The sequence below is a fragment of the Oleiphilus sp. HI0132 genome (genome assembly GCF_001635845.1).
In genome coordinates, this window is the sequence record NZ_LWGJ01001020.1 from 1 (window position 1) to 16,031 (window position 16,031).

The following is a 16,031-nucleotide window of genomic DNA, read 5'->3' on the forward strand; positions in this document are numbered from 1 at the left end:
AGCACATGACACACATCAATCGCTTGGCAACTATCCCTCAGCTAAGCCAAAGTTCCCCGAACTAAGCAGCAGCTTTTGTCTGTTGGGTTTTATTTCTTTGAGCAATGATAAACAAAGGCTTAGAAAGACAAGCCAGTTTGCAACCATATGCGACGAGTATCTTCGCCCAAGGCATCTGCATTATAGTCAGCATATTTAGCTGTAAAACTAAGCTCATGAAACTTGAGCTTTACCTCAGCTTGCAGCTCTGTGCCGATTGATGATTCAGCGCCAGGAGCCTTATCAAATTCATAGTCATGATGAGCTAGCCCGATAGAAAAATCATCTGAGCAGCGGTATGAAACACCAAATACTGTATCGATAATTCCACCTGTAACATTCCCCAAGGCTTGATCCACAGCTTGGCCGGTATAACCCTGGTATTCATGCATACTAGCTAAAGGAGTGACAAAGCTAGCACTGCCATCGGCACCAAGTCTTTCACGGGCGATTGTAAAGCCTCCACCCTGATAGCCCGCGACAAGCTGCATTCGACTATAGCTGGCTCTGTAATTAATAGGGTTCTGGCCCTTGTCACCCTGAGTAGCAAACTCAAACAAGTAGGAAATTGAGAAATCTTCCCCTTCGCGGTTTCCTGATGAGTCTGCGATGCCATTGTTGCCGCCAACCATACCCGAAAAATAGATACCAGAGGTTTGCGTTTCCCAGCGTCTGTCGCGCTTATGATCAGAAATAGTTAAGTGGTAAAGCGATAAGTCATTTAACAAGAAGCCATTGTAACTCAGATTAAACAATCGCGCTTTCAAGTCGGCATCAGTATCTTGCGAGTACTTCGCGTAAGGCTGCTCGACCCGATCAAAGTTTACATAGGTAAACTTTGTATAGTTCAGGCTTTGGTTTGTGACACTCAAGCCCGTAAATACTTGTTCGTTTTGATACCAACTATCGCTACCAATCATACGCCCAGCATCAAGCTCAAAAGCCTGTCGACCAAAAGTGAACGATGTATTGGCAATGTCATAATTAAGCCAAACTTCACTTACTCGAGTTTCATCCGGTTCCCCGATTAAAACATCATCGAGCTGCCCGTTTGTACTCGAATTGTAATTTTCATCATTTGGAATCGCCGCTAGATCATCAAACTGGATAAACCCCGAAAAAAGCATATAACGCTGCGTCTGATAGCTTAGGCGCGAGCGGAGTGTCAGCGCTTGAGCACCTTGCTCAGAGGGTTCTGATTGGCGTGCATCTTCGTAGCGAAGGCGAAAGTCTAACTCTGCAGTACCTTCAGAGAGTGCATCTGCTATCGAGCTAGCATCGGCTAATTTCTGGTCATCTACATATTCGTAGGCATATAAAGAAGAGGAAAATGTAGCAGTGCAAATAAGAAAAGCGCGAGCTAGCGAATGACAGTACTTACCTAACACTTTTTGCGAAGACATATAAAGCTCTCTTATTGTTATCAATATAATTGCTAAAACGAATTTAACAGCTTTTTAGTATTATTGTCACGCCTATCCAGCAGCCTTATATTTAAGAAATTGAGCATCATATAAAAAGCCCCCAATATTGGAGGCTTAATTGATATAAATAACCGAATTACATTGGTTTTAAATAACCGTTTTCTTCGAGTTCCAGAAGAATTAAGTGCTGAAGAATCTTATCTTTTGTTGAATCTGGATGGTCTAAGCTCAGACGCTCAAGAAAAGGACGCGCTTCGTCTGCATCAACTTTATGAACAAAGGAACGAATAACCGCTTTGATCATTTGTCGTGGGTGCGCCATTAAGGCCTTCAAATCCTTCAAGCTCTTACCGAGTGCAATTTCCTCATCGGTAAAATCAGAGCCAAGCGGAAACGGTGGGAATAAACCTTTCTCACGAGCAGACTTAAGAATCCCAGCTAACTTCTCAGGATAGTTTTCTTTGTATTCTGCTGGTAATGTAAAGCTCTCGCGAACCTTACCTTTCGACTTCATATCTTCTAGTAATTCTTGCTGGAAGCGAGAATCAGCAACCTTAATCAACTCAATCGCGATTTGCTCGTCGGTCTTGCCGCGTAAATCGGCAATACCGTATTCCGTCACAATGATGTCTCTAAGGTGCCTTGGAATCGTGATATGGCCATAGTGTGGTGTAATGTTTGACTGCAGGTCTTTACCACTACCGCGTGTACTTCTAACGCACAATATTGATCTCGCATCAGGCAATGAATGAGCCATCGATACGAAGTTATATTGGCCACCTACACCACTCACAACCGTGCCATTTTCTAGGCCATCTGATACAACCGCACCACTCAGCGTCACCATCATGCCGGTGTTTATAAAGCGAGCGTGCTTACGCTGCGCAGATAGGAGCGGATGATTGTAGTCAAGCTGGTTGATATGACCGACACTCGACATACAGATCTTTTCATTTTCCTCTCGACTCATGTCGCGCAAAGCTTGATAAAAGTCTTGAGGCCCTAGATAGAAGCCACCATGCATATAGATACCACCCTTGAGGTTATCACCCAGGCATAGTTCACACACGGAGGCAAAGTTGGCTTGCTCTAACAAGTTAATCGAAAGTGTCGTTTCGCCTATTTTAAGACCATCCTCAGCCCACTGTACGGCATCAGAAAAAATGCCCCAGCGCTGTAGATAAATAAAGTCAGAATGAGTCAGCTGATGAGAAATAATCGACTCATTTAACAAGCACTCAAGTGTAGATGGTGAAACTGTTTCACCAATTTTCCCCTCATTAATCAAGCGCTGTAAATCAAGATCATCATAGACCTTACGCTTTACAATTCCGCTCTTGATTAGGTGCATGAAGCCGTTAACAAACATTTCACTGGAACCATACAAGCCTTTATCGAAGGCATCCACGCCACCATATTCGGAGATAAGTTTTTTATCGATATTCAGAGAGTCGACGACATGTTTATAGACGTCGTTATCGGTCTGGCGCAATTTGCATGCATAAACGATGGCATCACCTAATGAACCGATACCAATCTGCAATGTACCGCCATCTTTAATTAGAGTACTGGCATATAAGCCTGCCATATAGTCAGGGTTAGGAACCGACATATTTGGTGGCGCAAACAAACGAGTCTGATAGGCAGGACTATGAACCTGGAAGTCAAAATAATCATTCTCGACCATTGCACGGTTATACATAAACGGTAAATCGTCATGAACCTGAGCAATAGTGACGATCTTTTTCCCCTTCGCCCTCTCTTCTTCAATCAGAGGCATAATATCCAGGGTAACATCGGTATTACAGCTTAAGCTCAACTGTGGTCGGCCATCTATTTCTTTTTTAGCGACAATTTGTGCCAGCACATTGACGCCATTAATCATTAAGTCGCGCGATACAAAGGTATAGTTACTCGATACATAGTTTCGCTGCGCACTGGCAACGCTCTTCATAGCACCCGCTTTAAAGTAAAACTCCGAGACTTCGACATTCGGCGGCAAGGTGTTAGTCCTGACTGCCTTGGCATACTCTAACTCTTCGTAATCACCAAATAAGCGCTCGACAAATGGCACTAGAAACTTGGCTTCCATTTCACTTTTTGGTCTTGGCTTTTCTAGCGATAAAGCTGTAATGATCCGCAGATTAATACTCGGATCCTGCTGCGCCTTTCTGTAAAAAGCATTCGCCAACTGATTTGGTTTTCCCAAACCTAGAGGTAAACCCAAAACAATATTTTTACCAACCGTCTCTATCGTCCGCTCGACACAGCGTTCAACTTCACTAAATAATTCCATGAGTTCTCCAAACCGTTCTTGTTTTTTATATCCAGTACGAATTCGTCTACAGTAACAACACTTGAGCGCGCTAATCATGACATAAGTCAAACACTCACAAAAAATTATCAAGGGCTCCGACAAAAGCTCTGCCTTACGCTTCAAAAGCAATTGACGCTAATCATTTATTCTCTTGGCGAGAGTGGTTATGATGACGCCACATTAACATAAGGACCACACAATGATTTCTACCTTTAGTGAGCTTCTCACAGCCGCCCAAGAGCAAGACCAACCTCAACGCTTACTTTTTTTATTCGCCAAAGCCGAAGGTGAAGCAGGCAAAAAAAAAGGTGAACAGGAAGGCTCATTATCGCCTGTAATGTGCGTGGACAAGCTACCAGAAGAAATTGAGTCATTTGCTGCCTTGTCAGAAGAAGCAGACTCTATTTCAGATGAGTGGGACTTCATGTTTGTTGCTGGTTTGGCAGGACAAGACGGCGAAGCGCCGAGCCCTGATGATGCAGAACCTTACTTAAACCAAATGGCCAACAACCTGGATTCGGGGCAGGACTTGTCTCAATACGTGATATTTGACCGTAAAGAAAACCCGGTACTCATTCAGCCAGCTTAGTGCTTTCGTCACCAACAGAGCCACTCGCTAAAGCCAAAGCGCTCTAGCGAGTACTTCGACCTTTAGCTCCCCACACACCAATTAGCGTACCCTAATTCTAAGATCGCCCTATTGCTTGTCTCATAATAAGAAACTGTTCATGTTATTTATGATGACAGATAAGAAGCGGCCCGATAAGATAGATAAATCAAACAAAAACAAACTCATATAGAAGCCTGTATTCATGGATGTGATCACTCGACTAAACGTTTTCGTTGTAAGCATACTTTTTACCCTTGCTGTTCAGGCAAGCGAACCTTATAGCCCGCCAGGTAAGGAAAAAGTAGATCTTGTTCCTATCTTCATGTGTGTCTGGGACCCAATAGGTAAAGCGGGGCCGGTCGGACAAATTATGAAAGAAGCGACCATTCAAGCTTATAAGTGGGGCGTTGACCTTACTTTCGAAGTCTTCAGCGACGAACGCATAGCGATTGATGAGTTCAAACTTGGACGTTGCGATGCGGTGAATATGCTTGGCTTCAGAGCGCGTGAGTTTAACTCTTTTACTGGCAGTTTAGGCGCAATTGGCGCAATCCCAAGTTACAAGCATCTTGGCATTATTATCAAAAGCCTAAGCTCTCCTAAGGCGGCTCACCTAATGCGCATAGGAGAATTTGAAGTGCTCGGCATTGGCCCTGCTGGTGCAATATTTATGTTTACGCGCGACCGTAGCATTTTGCTTCCCAAAGACTTTGCTGGCAAACGCATGGCCGTTCTCGATGATGTTCCCGAATCTGAATACCTGTCACAAAAGCACGGTATTACACCCGTTAATTCAACCATTTTTAACTCAATCCTCAAGTTTAACAACGGTACGGTTGACCTGACTGCAGCGCCGGCAATTGTTTACGAGCCCTTCGAAATGCATAAAGGCTTAGAACCTGACGGTGGCATCTATAAAGACCCTTTCCTGTATATCACCATGCAGGTTATCGCACGTTGGGAAAAGTTCCCCGAAGGCTTTATTCAGAAGGCTCGGCTAAAAGCGGTTGAGGAATACTCAAAGTTTGTTAAGTTCCTTACGGACCCAGAAGCAACTATCCCCGAACACTATTGGATAGATATCCCCGAACATCTATACGATTACTGGGTGGAAGATTTTAGAGAGAGCCGTTTGGAGTTAGGTCGTCGCGGTATCTACGACCAAAAGACGCTTAAACTAATGAGGAAGGTCCGCTGCAAACTCGACCCTCAAGCGGCTGAATGCTCAGCAAGCAACCGCGAATAGAGAGCTAAGTATTTGACGCTAATCCCCTACATTCGCTATCGCTGTATGGGGGTCTTGGTGGATGATTATATCGGATTGCGGAAAAAACTCTTTTATCTTGTCATGTACCTCGTCAGCGAGGTCATGTGCAGCGAGTAATGTCATATTCCCATCCATTACAAGATGGAACTGAATGAATTTCGTCTGACCAGACTGACGTGTTCTTAGATCATGAATCTCTATGACGTTTTCATGTTCACAAGCCAAGCTTTCTATCTGATTAATTTCCTCATCAGGGAGTTCCCGGTCAAGCAACAACTGAATGGCTTCATAGCCGATTTCTATTGCACATTTTAGAATGTACAAGCCTATTAGTAAGGCAATAATAGGGTCTGAATACAACCAGCCCATATAATAAAGGGCCAAGCCTAACAAAATTCCAGCATTAGTTACTAAGTCTGCTGAATAGTGAAGAGAATCAGCCTTGACAGCAATCGAATTGGTTTTTCTAACGACATAACGCTGGTAAGCAACCAATACCAAAGTTAATGCCATCGAGAAGAGCATCACCCATGTGCCAATTTCAGGTGACTCGATCAGTTCAGGGTTAAAAATCCGCTCCACTGTATACATCAATAGAAATATCGCCGAGCTGCCAATAAATATTGCTTGCCCTAAGCCCGCTAGTGATTCAGCCTTACCATGCCCAAAACGATGCTCCTCATCCGCGGGCTCCAAGGCATAACGCACCGCAAACATATTGATTAGCGAAGCAGCCAAATCCAGTAACGAGTCTACTAGTGCGGCTAGCACCCCCATTGAACCCGTTACAATCCAAGCATATATTTTTAATATTAGTAAGGTAAATGCAACAGCGACAGAAGCCCTGGTTGCCCAAATAATAAGTTGTTCCGATTTTGTCCGCATAGTAATGTTCACTAAGATCTCTTAACAAAAGAATAGAGCTCCTATTTTACGGGCATCTATACTAAATAAAACCATTAATTAGCATCATCTAATTAAATATAAATTTTGAACTGTATCATTAACTTAAGCTTTTCGACGCCCTATCAGATGGAACCCGATATGCCTGAAACAAAACTTCCCAGTGAATTATTCCTCAGCCAGCAGGTAAGAGATATCGATAGTTCGGCTATCAACAGGCATGGAATCAAGGGCTTTTCGCTCATGAACAAAGCAGCGAAATTTAGCTTCAATATACTATTAGAACGATTCCCCAACTGCCAGAAAGTCACAGTATTATGCGGCAGTGGAAATAATGCCGGAGATGGCTATATTGTCGCTGCGCTAGCCAAAGCTTATGGAATTGCATGTAATGTCTACTTTCTTTCGCCTCCAGATAAACTTGTCGGTGATGCGCAAAGTGCATACCAGATGTGCTTAGCAGAAAACGTAAGCTGCGACCACTACTCAGACAAAAGTCTAGCATCAGAGACCGACAATCACATTATCGTCGACGCTCTATTAGGTACCGGTCTTAACTCCCCTGTCAGAGGCCTGTATGCTGACGCTATTGAAGCAGCAAATAAATCTACTGCCCCGATATTAGCGATTGATATTCCATCGGGCTTAAATGCCAATACGGGCAGTATAATGGGCACCGCAATCGAAGCCGACTGCACTGCGAGTTTTATTGCCCTAAAACTGGGCTTATTTACCGCTGAAGGTCAACACTATACTGGCGAACTATATTACGACGACCTGGAGGTGCCAGCCAAAATTATTAATGAGCAGACGCCTATCGCTCATTGCTTGTCACTGCAGAAATTACTAGATCAAGTTTCTGTCCGGCCCCGCCATTTTCACAAAGGTAATTGTGGGCACACCCTCATTGTCGGCGGAGACCGGGGCTATGGTGGCGCGGTACTCATGGCTGCTGAAGCAGCACTTCGCTGCGGCTCAGGCCTGACGAGCGTTATCACCCATCAAGACCACTGCTCTGCATTGCTATCACGCACACCAGAGGTCATGGTCACCTCTACTGAAAATACTCAACAAGTTGAGCAATTGCTGGACGCGGCAACGGTAATTGTAATCGGTCCGGGCCTTGGTAGATCTGCATGGTCAGAAAAGTTACTGCAAAGGGTTATTAAGCTCGATAAGCCGCTGGTGCTAGATGCAGACGCCTTGAATATCTTGACTAACAAACAGAATTGGATCAACTCGGTTGATAAGGAAAATCAAGGTAAACGCATATACACTCCCCACCCTGGTGAAGCTGCGCGACTGCTCGGGCATGGTAGCGCTGGCCTAATCCAGCAGGATAGGCTTCATGCAATCACTGAGCTCTCCAATAAGCTTGGTGGACATATTCTATTAAAAGGCAGTGGAAGCTTACTTGCCAGCAAAGGCGAAACAATCAGCATTTGCCCTTATGGCAACCCAGGCATGGCAAGCGGGGGAATGGGAGACGTACTAAGTGGAATAATTGGCAGCTTGGTCGCTCAAGGCTTCGATGAGGGCTTTGCCTTGCGTTTAGCAACCACCCTACACGCTCGTGCAGCAGACATTGCTGCCAAACAATCTGGCGAACGTGGCTTATCTGCATGCGATTTGATACCAGTCGTCAGATCGCTACTCAACAAGCTAAATTACGAGCTATAGGTATGACGAGAAAATCTTATGCCTGAATCTTAGTTTTGTTTTTCTCGACCTTCCTGATTCAGTTTTGACCTAACGTCCATCAAAACCTTGCCGTAAGTATTTTCGGCTCGGCGGTCACGACCACAACCCCAATAATAATCGTATTGGCTATTTTCCAGTATCTTCCTGCTACCGCTATCTAAAAGAAGCTGAGCGACCTGAGGATGGCTACGACAATAAGTATAAACCGCTCGCGTCATAACCGTTCGTTTGACTTGAGCCCAGTCTTTTCGAACTTTATGAAAGCGAGATCTACCCATGCGCCTCGCCTGTTTGGCGGTTGACGATTTCCGGATCTTTTCAAAGTAGGAAGGAGAAGTTTCCTGAAACTTCATCGCCTGATAGTAATGCTCGATACTCGGCCACAATAAACCCTCGAGTAAAAAAGAAGCCAGCTTATGAGTACCAAGCGCTTCGTCTTCATTGCTACGTGATAGAAATAATGCATCTTCGTCTAAATCAGGAAATAACAAATTTTTTACTCTTGGACTGTTGAAAAAGCCATCATACCCGATACGTCTTGATCAAAACAGTGGTGAGCGTACACTCGAAGTTACCGAGCGTACTCACCACTTAAGGCGTTCAATGACTCTGTCTAATCTTTAACACGAATAACAATAAACGAAGGACTTCCTTGACGAACGATCAATGCCGGAACAGCTCTATCTGAAGGAAGACTCTCTACCACCTTTTGAAATTCTTTTACCGACGTGAATTTCTGGTTATTGAGTCGAGTGATGATATCACCCTGTTTAATCCCTGCTTCACGTGCTGCACCCGACTCTACCTGGATAACATGAACACCGCCATCCAAATTCAAATCATCCAAGGTCTCATGATCAAGTTCTCGCACTTTAATGCCAATACGGTTCGTCTTCTCTACCTGAGGTTTATTTTGTAAAGCGCTCGCACTTTCGTCAGTCGGAAGCTCACCAATCTCGACACTCACTGATTTCTCATCTCCATCACGAACAACTTTTAGTTTGGCCTTGTCACCAACCTTTGTTCGCCCTACCAGCTGCGGTAGTTCAGATGAGAAATCAATCTCTTCTCCTTCATACTCGATAATTACATCACCAGTTTGAATACCTGCTTGGTCTGCAGGCGAGTCCTCAACCACCTGAGCAACTAAAGCACCGTAAGGACGATCCAAACCAAAGGAGTCAGCAAGATCTTTGTTAACTTCCTGGATCAAGACCCCTAACCAACCACGCGCGACATAACCTTGGCCTTTGAGCTGAGCTACGACCTCCATTGCGACATCAATTGGAATCGCAAAAGAAACGCCCATAAAGCCACCTGAACGAGTATAAATTTGAGAATTAATACCAACAACTTCACCATCCATATTGAATAGTGGGCCGCCAGAATTACCTGGATTAATCGCTACGTCAGTCTGAATAAAAGGTACATAATTTTCGTTAGGGAGGCTACGCCCCTTGGCACTAACAATTCCGGCAGTAACGGTGTAATCAAAACCAAAAGGAGACCCTATAGCAAAGACCCACTCACCAACCTTAAGCGGCTTTGACTTACCCAACTTAACTGCTGGCAAATCATCTGCTTCAACTTTCAAAACGGCCAGGTCTGAACGTTTGTCAGCGCCAATGAGTTCAGCTTTTAATTCACGTCGATCACTAAAACGAACATAAATTTCATCAGCACCATCGACGACGTGGTTATTAGTTAGAATAATGCCATCTTCACTTGCGATAAAGCCTGAGCCCATCGACTGCATACGCTTCTTGCCGTTAGGCTTTCCTGATTTTGGTGGGCCGCCAAAGAAATGCCGGAAGAACTCCGGGATTTGCTCCATATCACCCTGAAACTGGAACTGGGAAGGTCGCTCGGCATGGCTAACCGTACTAATATTAACGACCGATTCCGCATGCTCTTCAACTAACTCGGTAAAATCCGGCAGATCTGCAGCATGGCTAGAGAGACTCAATACACTGATTGCAGCCATCAAGAATAGCAAGGAGCTGAGTTTATTTATGTACTTCATGAAGAATCCTCAAGAGAGTATGTAGTTAGAACGTACCCTCATTTTTGAGGCCGAAGGGCTAGTTTTCAACTTAAAAATACGTAACGGGGGAGCAAGGTTAAAGAGGAAAAATACTAGTCTATAGCCCGGTCTACGGCTACAATATGTGGCTGAAAGTCTGGATCACTTTTATGCTCGCTAGCAAAACGTCTAGCCAAATAAAGCCCTAATCCAAAGCCACAAATGGACGCCAGCAAGGTCGCGGCATCATTTAAGGCTAAATAACTTTCCGCAAGCACAGCACAAAGAATCATTAAAACCAAGGGAAGCACATACATCACGAGGGAGGCCTGCAGGAAAGTTTTCTCTGGAACTGCGAGGGTTACATAATCCCCTACTTGTACATCAAACTCGTTATCAAGCTCAAACTCAATACATTTTCGTTGGCTACTATCATTGACTAGCTTTTGGCCACAGCCCGCTTTCATCTGGCAACTCTCACAGGCACTTTTTCTATCGATACGAACCGATATACGCCCATTAGTTGTTGAGTCATCAGCAATGACTATAGCTTGTTCTTTAATCATTAAACTAACCTTACATGATCGGTTTGACTGATTTCGCAACCTTCATTGCAGTCATAGCAGGAACTTCGCCAACAACCGTCACATGATAGTCATGACCATCAACACTGTGATCAGTTGAATAGGCAGTTGTTGCACCCACCTGTGTCGCACCTTCAGGCATAGTTCCCTTATCAACCGACTCGATAAATATACTGAAGGTTGCCAGGCCATCACTATAGACCATTACATGCTCACCTTCTTTTGCCTCTCCATTTATCTTTTCATAGCCATTAGGCAAAAATTCAACTTGCCACATCAGGGAACGCGACCAGGACATACCTTTGTCTGCCGTTTTGATCATTTCATGCTTAATCGCTTTCCCTGCCCCCATTACATCGAAAACGGTCGAGTCAATATTATTTGGGTACTCTACATGTGTGTATTGGAAACGCTCCAAGGCTTTATGCTCTTGGTCAATTAACTCAGACTTTAGGAGCAGGCCTTTCTCTTCATCTATCCATAGCTTATAGCTATAACGTTCATCGTCATTGGCAGATATTTCCACCACAACACATGAACGCTCTATCATTCTCTCTTTCCCCTTAAGAACTAAAGAGTAATGACTCTTACCAGGCATAAAACCAACAAACTTATTAGTAAAGTTATTGGAAAGAGGACTGTTTTCTACCTCTACAACTCTGTTATTCGGAAAGACGCACATTACCCGCTCACCATCACGGACAATTTCGCCCATCTCGCCATCGAGTTGCTTTAAGCGCTCTTTCTCAAGACCCTTCTCGTACTGGTGAATAACACTCATGGTACTCGACATAGCACCTCTCGAGAACATAAAGCGTCCACGATAGTTCTGCTCTACAGAGGCTTGTTGCATAAACATCAACCAATCAATTGCTTCCCAGGCGCTGCGCTCCTTTGGAAACTGATAAGTCCATTCCTCCTTGGCGCCTTGAGCATAGAGCGGCGCACCGACAAGACAAAAAAGTAGCAACAACCCACGCAGAAGAACTTTAGTATTAAGCTTATTCAAATCAATTAACATGATGATATTTTCACTTCCAAGCTCAGCTTATATTCCAACAGAATTGACACTTGCAACCCTAGCCAAAGGCATAAAACCAGACTGAGTACCACGTATCGAGTGTTCAGCATGCCTCAGTAAATACTGACTAAAATGACGCGCCTGCTCTTCAGTCATCTCAACAACAACCTTAGGCTCTTGCGCAGAAACTTTAAGCAGCGCACCTTCAGCAGAAATATTCGCAGCAGTGCTTTGTATTTCATCATTCAGTTCAGTCGTACCTTGAAAAGCAAAAATAAAGGCAAAAGCGACACTGGCCGCTAAGGCAAGCCAAGCACGACTTCCGCCTCTTTTGCTCGACGATTCAGAGCTATCATCAAGAAGCGGAACAACTTTTTGATCCTCACGGCGATCAGCAAGATTCTGAGGGACAGTACCTTCTACGCTATCCATCTCGGTACTCATATCGAGTGAAGGTTCAGCTGCATTGTCCCGGATTGCCGCAGCCACCCCGGCACTAATATCAATATTGAAGTGGCTTTCACTATCTCGTTTCAGCACCTGACGCGCCTCATGATAGCGCCCCCACAGTAGCTGCACCTCTTGTTCATCGGAGTGACCGAGTATTCGCTGAAGTTCCAGCTCATTTGACTCATCATCCATCAACGCTGATATAGACTCTCTTAATCTCTCGTCCATTAATCACCTCTCATGGCTTTGATCTCATTATCAATCGCTTCTCTAGCCCTAAATATACGCGACCTAACAGTTCCAACCGGGCATTCCATCACCGCCGCAATTTCGTCATAACTTAAATTATCAAACTCCCTTAGCGTCAAAGCGATGCGCAAATCTTCAGGCAGCTTTTTAATCGTATTCTTGATCACAGCTTCCAACTGGTCTTTACTCAACAACTGTTCAGGTGATGCGGTATCTTTTAAAGCACTGGCATTTGGGTTTAACTCCGCACCCTCAAGCTCACAATCACTTGACGGGGGTCTCCGACCTTTGGATTGAAGGTAGTTTTTAGCGCAGTTTATAGCAATACGATAAACCCAGGTATAAAAGGCACTATCCCCTCTAAACCTGTCTATTGCTCGGTAGGCCTTTATAAAGGCTTCTTGGGTTACATCAGCGACTTCATGGTAATCACTAACATAGCGAGACACGACTGCTGCAACCTTGTTTTGGTACTTTATGACCAGTAAATCAAAGGCTGCTTTATCGCCCCGCTGCACACGGACCACTAACTTCTGATCTATACTCGTGTCAGCGTCAGTTTTTTCAGGCAGTGTGGTATGAGTCATATTTTTAGTTTTTTGTTGAAATATCACTACATTATCGCTCAGAGCCTCGAAAATTAAAACGCCTTCTCGCTGTTTTAACACTTCTTTACCCTGCTCTACATGACTCAAACATTGTTTAAAATTATTGACTGTCACACCTATGTCCCACTTTGTCATTCTATGCGCTTCGATCTTTAAGCGCTAATCGCTATCTCTATAGAATTGAGACATTTCATTTACAAATAAGTTCAATATCTAAATAATAGCGGCCGTTAACTTATTGAATGAGTACCGATAATGTCTTCTTCCTATACCTATGATGTTCTAATAATTGGCAGCGGCGCCGCTGGACTAAGTGCTGCTCTCGGTTTGAATAAAGACTTATCTGTTGCAGTGATATCAAAGGCAGGTCTATCTAGCGGCTCGACACCTTGGGCGCAAGGCGGAATTGCAGCGGTGCTCAGCGAGAAAGATGATATCGAGTCTCATATCAGAGACACACTTAATGCAGGTGCTGGTTTATGTCACGAAGACGCAGTCAGGCAGACTGTAGAAAACGGCAGACAGAGTGTCTCCTGGTTAGTTGATCAGGGTGTTGACTTTACCAAGATGGACAACGCTGAAGAAGACACTTATCACCTAACCAAAGAAGGTGGTCACAGTCACCGCCGCGTGATTCACGCGGACGATGCGACTGGCTTGGCAATCTCTACAGCACTTTGTTCGCAGGCAGAGTTAGCAGAAAATATCGATATTTTTGAAAACAGGGTTGCGGTCGACCTTATCACACACAAAAAGCTTTTCTTACCTGGCAATCGCTGCGTCGGGGCTTATGTACTTAACCAGTCCAGCGATCATGTCGAGCTATTCAAAGCACGATTCGTCGTACTGGCAACTGGCGGCGCAAGCAAAGCTTACCTATACACAAGCAACCCTGACGGCGCCAGCGGTGATGGCATTGCCATGGCCTGGCGTAGTGGTTGCCGCGTGGCCAATATGGAGTTCAACCAGTTTCACCCTACCTGCCTTTACCACCCACAAGCTAAGTCCTTTTTGATAACTGAAGCGGTACGTGGCGAAGGTGGAAAGTTGTTACTGCCAAATGGCGAACGATTTATGCATCGTTTTGATAAGCGAGAAGAATTAGCGCCGCGTGACATTGTCGCTCGAGCTATTGACCATGAAATGAAACGTATCGGTGCCGACCATCTTTATCTTGACATTAGCCACGAGCCAGATGATTTTATCAAGTCTCACTTCCCGATGATTTATGAGACTTGCTTGAAGTTTGGTATCGATATCTGCCACCAGGCAATTCCCATCGTCCCTGCTGCACATTATACCTGCGGAGGCATTATGGTGGACCACCGAAGCCGTACTGATGTTAATCAACTCTATGCAGTTGGCGAGGCGTCGTTCACGGGTTTACATGGCGCAAACCGAATGGCCAGCAACTCCCTGACTGAATGTATCGTTTATGGACAGGCAGCAGCCAATGATATCAATAGAAAGTCTGCAGATATTCCCGAGCCACCCGATGCCCCTTTATGGGATGAGTCCCAAGTAACCGATTCTGACGAGGATGTTGTAATTTCGCATAATTGGGATGAGTTAAGGCGCTTTATGTGGGATTACGTCGGCATTGTTCGAACGAATAAGCGGCTTCAGCGAGCAAAGCACCGTGTTGATCTTTTACATCAAGAGATACTTGATTATTACAGTAACTACAGCGTGACGAATGACCTGTTAGAACTAAGAAACCTTGTCACGGTTGCAGACCTGATCATTTGCTCCGCAATCCAGAGAAAAGAAAGCCGAGGCCTTCACTATACACTAGACTACCCGGAGCGACTCCCCAGTGCCAAGGATACGGTTTTAACCCCCACTAATTATTCCACCCGAGACTGGTAAACCGAACTAGAACTTTATATCGGCTTACTTAGTTTAGGAAACCTGCTCATCGTGTTTTGGAGCAAGCCACCGACGAATGGTCTGCTCTAACTTATCTTTTTCCACCGGTTTGCTCAAATAGTCATCCATACCGGCCTCTATACACTTCTCGATATCACCTGACATAGCATTAGCAGTAACAGCAATGATTGCGGGCTGCACAAGCCCTTGAATAGCCCTAATATTACGAGTAGCCTCTAGACCATCCATTCTTGGCATTTGCCAGTCCATCAAAATCAAATCGTAATGAGATTTTTGAACAGCCTCCAGTGCTTCAACACCATCGTTGGCGATATCAGCTTTCAGATTCAAATAGTCAAGCATTATCATCAATACCTGCTGATTAACCTTATTATCTTCGACGACTAATATTTTACTATGAGGCGCAAAGCCCAAGTCTTCACCATGTTGAACATTATCAAGCTTGATGTTATCGCTCTCATGACTTCCATCATGACAGGTAATTTCTGCTAATAATTCATCATACCTTAGTGGTTGAGACAAAAAGCTGATTCTAAAACGCCCTGAGAAAGAAGGATCTTTAATCTCACTGCATTCATCCTTATCAGTCATTAAAACAGTTTTATGGTTTTTAAGGGGGTCAGGCAGCTGGGATTCCATTGACTCGAGTTCATATAGCAAGGTGGAATCAACCGATACTGTTACCAAGGAATCAGGGCTTTCTTTAGCCAACACTGACAACCAGGATGAGACACTAACGAAGGTTTCAAATTCAATCTTTGCTGCTCTAAAATACTGTTCCAGCACACTGTTTTGGAAGTGATCCTTGCCTTCCAGCAATAGAACTTTAGTCGGCAATGCAGTTTTTCTTTGAGCGTCATGTAGTACTACATTTTTGTCTTGCTGGCATTGCAGTTTGAGTCTGAAAATAAACGTTGTGCCAATACCTTCTTCACTTCTAAAGTC

General features: G+C 44.5%; 14 protein-coding genes. 4 read left to right on the top strand and 10 right to left on the bottom strand.

The genetic code is table 11. The features are described 5' to 3' along the window. Positions 1-119 precede the first annotated feature (119 nt). Together A3766_RS11515 and A3766_RS11520 are read right to left on the bottom strand one after the other, a co-directional pair. A complete protein-coding gene (locus A3766_RS11515; RefSeq protein WP_068512929.1) occupies positions 120-1,442 on the bottom strand; it encodes an alginate export family protein in 1,323 nt (440 codons plus the stop codon). A gap of 157 nt (positions 1,443-1,599) precedes the next feature. Beyond that, positions 1,600-3,348: an acetyl-CoA hydrolase/transferase C-terminal domain-containing protein gene (locus A3766_RS11520; protein WP_369808626.1), complete on the bottom strand. Its 1,749-nt coding sequence runs from the start codon at positions 3,346-3,348 to the stop codon at positions 1,600-1,602. A gap of 631 nt (positions 3,349-3,979) precedes the next feature. On the opposite strand from A3766_RS11520, the gene A3766_RS11525 reads away from it, so the two are divergent. Then, positions 3,980-4,369, top strand: a complete 390-nt coding sequence (locus A3766_RS11525) for a ribonucleotide reductase subunit alpha (RefSeq protein WP_068512934.1) — start codon at positions 3,980-3,982, stop codon at positions 4,367-4,369. 223 nt (positions 4,370-4,592) lie between these two features. Beyond that, entirely contained in the window at positions 4,593-5,636 is a 1,044-nt protein-coding gene (locus tag A3766_RS11530; protein WP_068512937.1) for a putative solute-binding protein, read from the top strand. Between the two features lie 18 nt (positions 5,637-5,654). Here the strand turns inward: A3766_RS11530 and A3766_RS11535 are convergent, their stop codons facing one another. Continuing rightward, positions 5,655-6,554, bottom strand: a complete 900-nt coding sequence (locus tag A3766_RS11535; protein WP_231875617.1) for a cation diffusion facilitator family transporter — start codon at positions 6,552-6,554, stop codon at positions 5,655-5,657. Positions 6,555-6,701: 147 nt separating this feature from the next. Between A3766_RS11535 and A3766_RS11540 the strand changes: the two genes are divergently transcribed. Continuing rightward, a complete protein-coding gene (locus tag A3766_RS11540) occupies positions 6,702-8,240 on the top strand; it encodes a bifunctional ADP-dependent NAD(P)H-hydrate dehydratase/NAD(P)H-hydrate epimerase (RefSeq protein ID WP_068509107.1) in 1,539 nt (512 codons plus the stop codon). A 29-nt stretch (positions 8,241-8,269) separates the two neighbouring features. Here the strand turns inward: A3766_RS11540 and A3766_RS11545 are convergent, their stop codons facing one another. From A3766_RS11545 to rpoE, 6 genes are all read right to left on the bottom strand, one after another. Then, positions 8,270-8,752, bottom strand: coding sequence for an NADAR family protein (locus A3766_RS11545; RefSeq protein WP_068509096.1), 483 nt, complete (start codon positions 8,750-8,752; stop codon positions 8,270-8,272). A 122-nt stretch (positions 8,753-8,874) separates the two neighbouring features. Then, complete coding sequence (locus A3766_RS11550) at positions 8,875-10,284, bottom strand: DegQ family serine endoprotease (protein ID WP_068509097.1); 1,410 nt, start codon at positions 10,282-10,284, stop codon at positions 8,875-8,877. Positions 10,285-10,397: 113 nt separating this feature from the next. After that, entirely contained in the window at positions 10,398-10,850 is a 453-nt protein-coding gene (locus A3766_RS11555) for a SoxR reducing system RseC family protein (protein ID WP_068509098.1), read from the bottom strand. Positions 10,851-10,860: 10 nt separating this feature from the next. Beyond that, positions 10,861-11,889 carry a MucB/RseB C-terminal domain-containing protein gene (locus A3766_RS11560; RefSeq protein WP_068509100.1) on the bottom strand — a complete coding sequence of 343 codons (1,029 nt, stop codon included), beginning with the start codon at positions 11,887-11,889 and terminating at the stop codon, positions 10,861-10,863. 27 nt (positions 11,890-11,916) lie between these two features. Continuing rightward, positions 11,917-12,567, bottom strand: coding sequence for a sigma-E factor negative regulatory protein (locus A3766_RS11565; protein ID WP_068509103.1), 651 nt, complete (start codon positions 12,565-12,567; stop codon positions 11,917-11,919). Beyond that, complete coding sequence (gene rpoE, locus A3766_RS11570) at positions 12,567-13,175, bottom strand: RNA polymerase sigma factor RpoE (RefSeq protein ID WP_068509108.1); 609 nt, start codon at positions 13,173-13,175, stop codon at positions 12,567-12,569. Before rpoE ends, A3766_RS11565 begins: the two co-directional genes overlap by 1 nt. Before the next feature lie 276 nt (positions 13,176-13,451). On the opposite strand from rpoE, the gene nadB reads away from it, so the two are divergent. Further along, positions 13,452-15,065, top strand: coding sequence for an L-aspartate oxidase (gene nadB / locus A3766_RS11575; RefSeq protein ID WP_068554718.1), 1,614 nt, complete (start codon positions 13,452-13,454; stop codon positions 15,063-15,065). Positions 15,066-15,098: 33 nt separating this feature from the next. On the opposite strand, the gene A3766_RS11580 is transcribed toward nadB, so the two are convergent. Continuing rightward, a partial coding sequence (locus A3766_RS11580; protein WP_156508880.1) for a response regulator occupies positions 15,099-16,031 on the bottom strand: 933 nt, incomplete at its 5' end.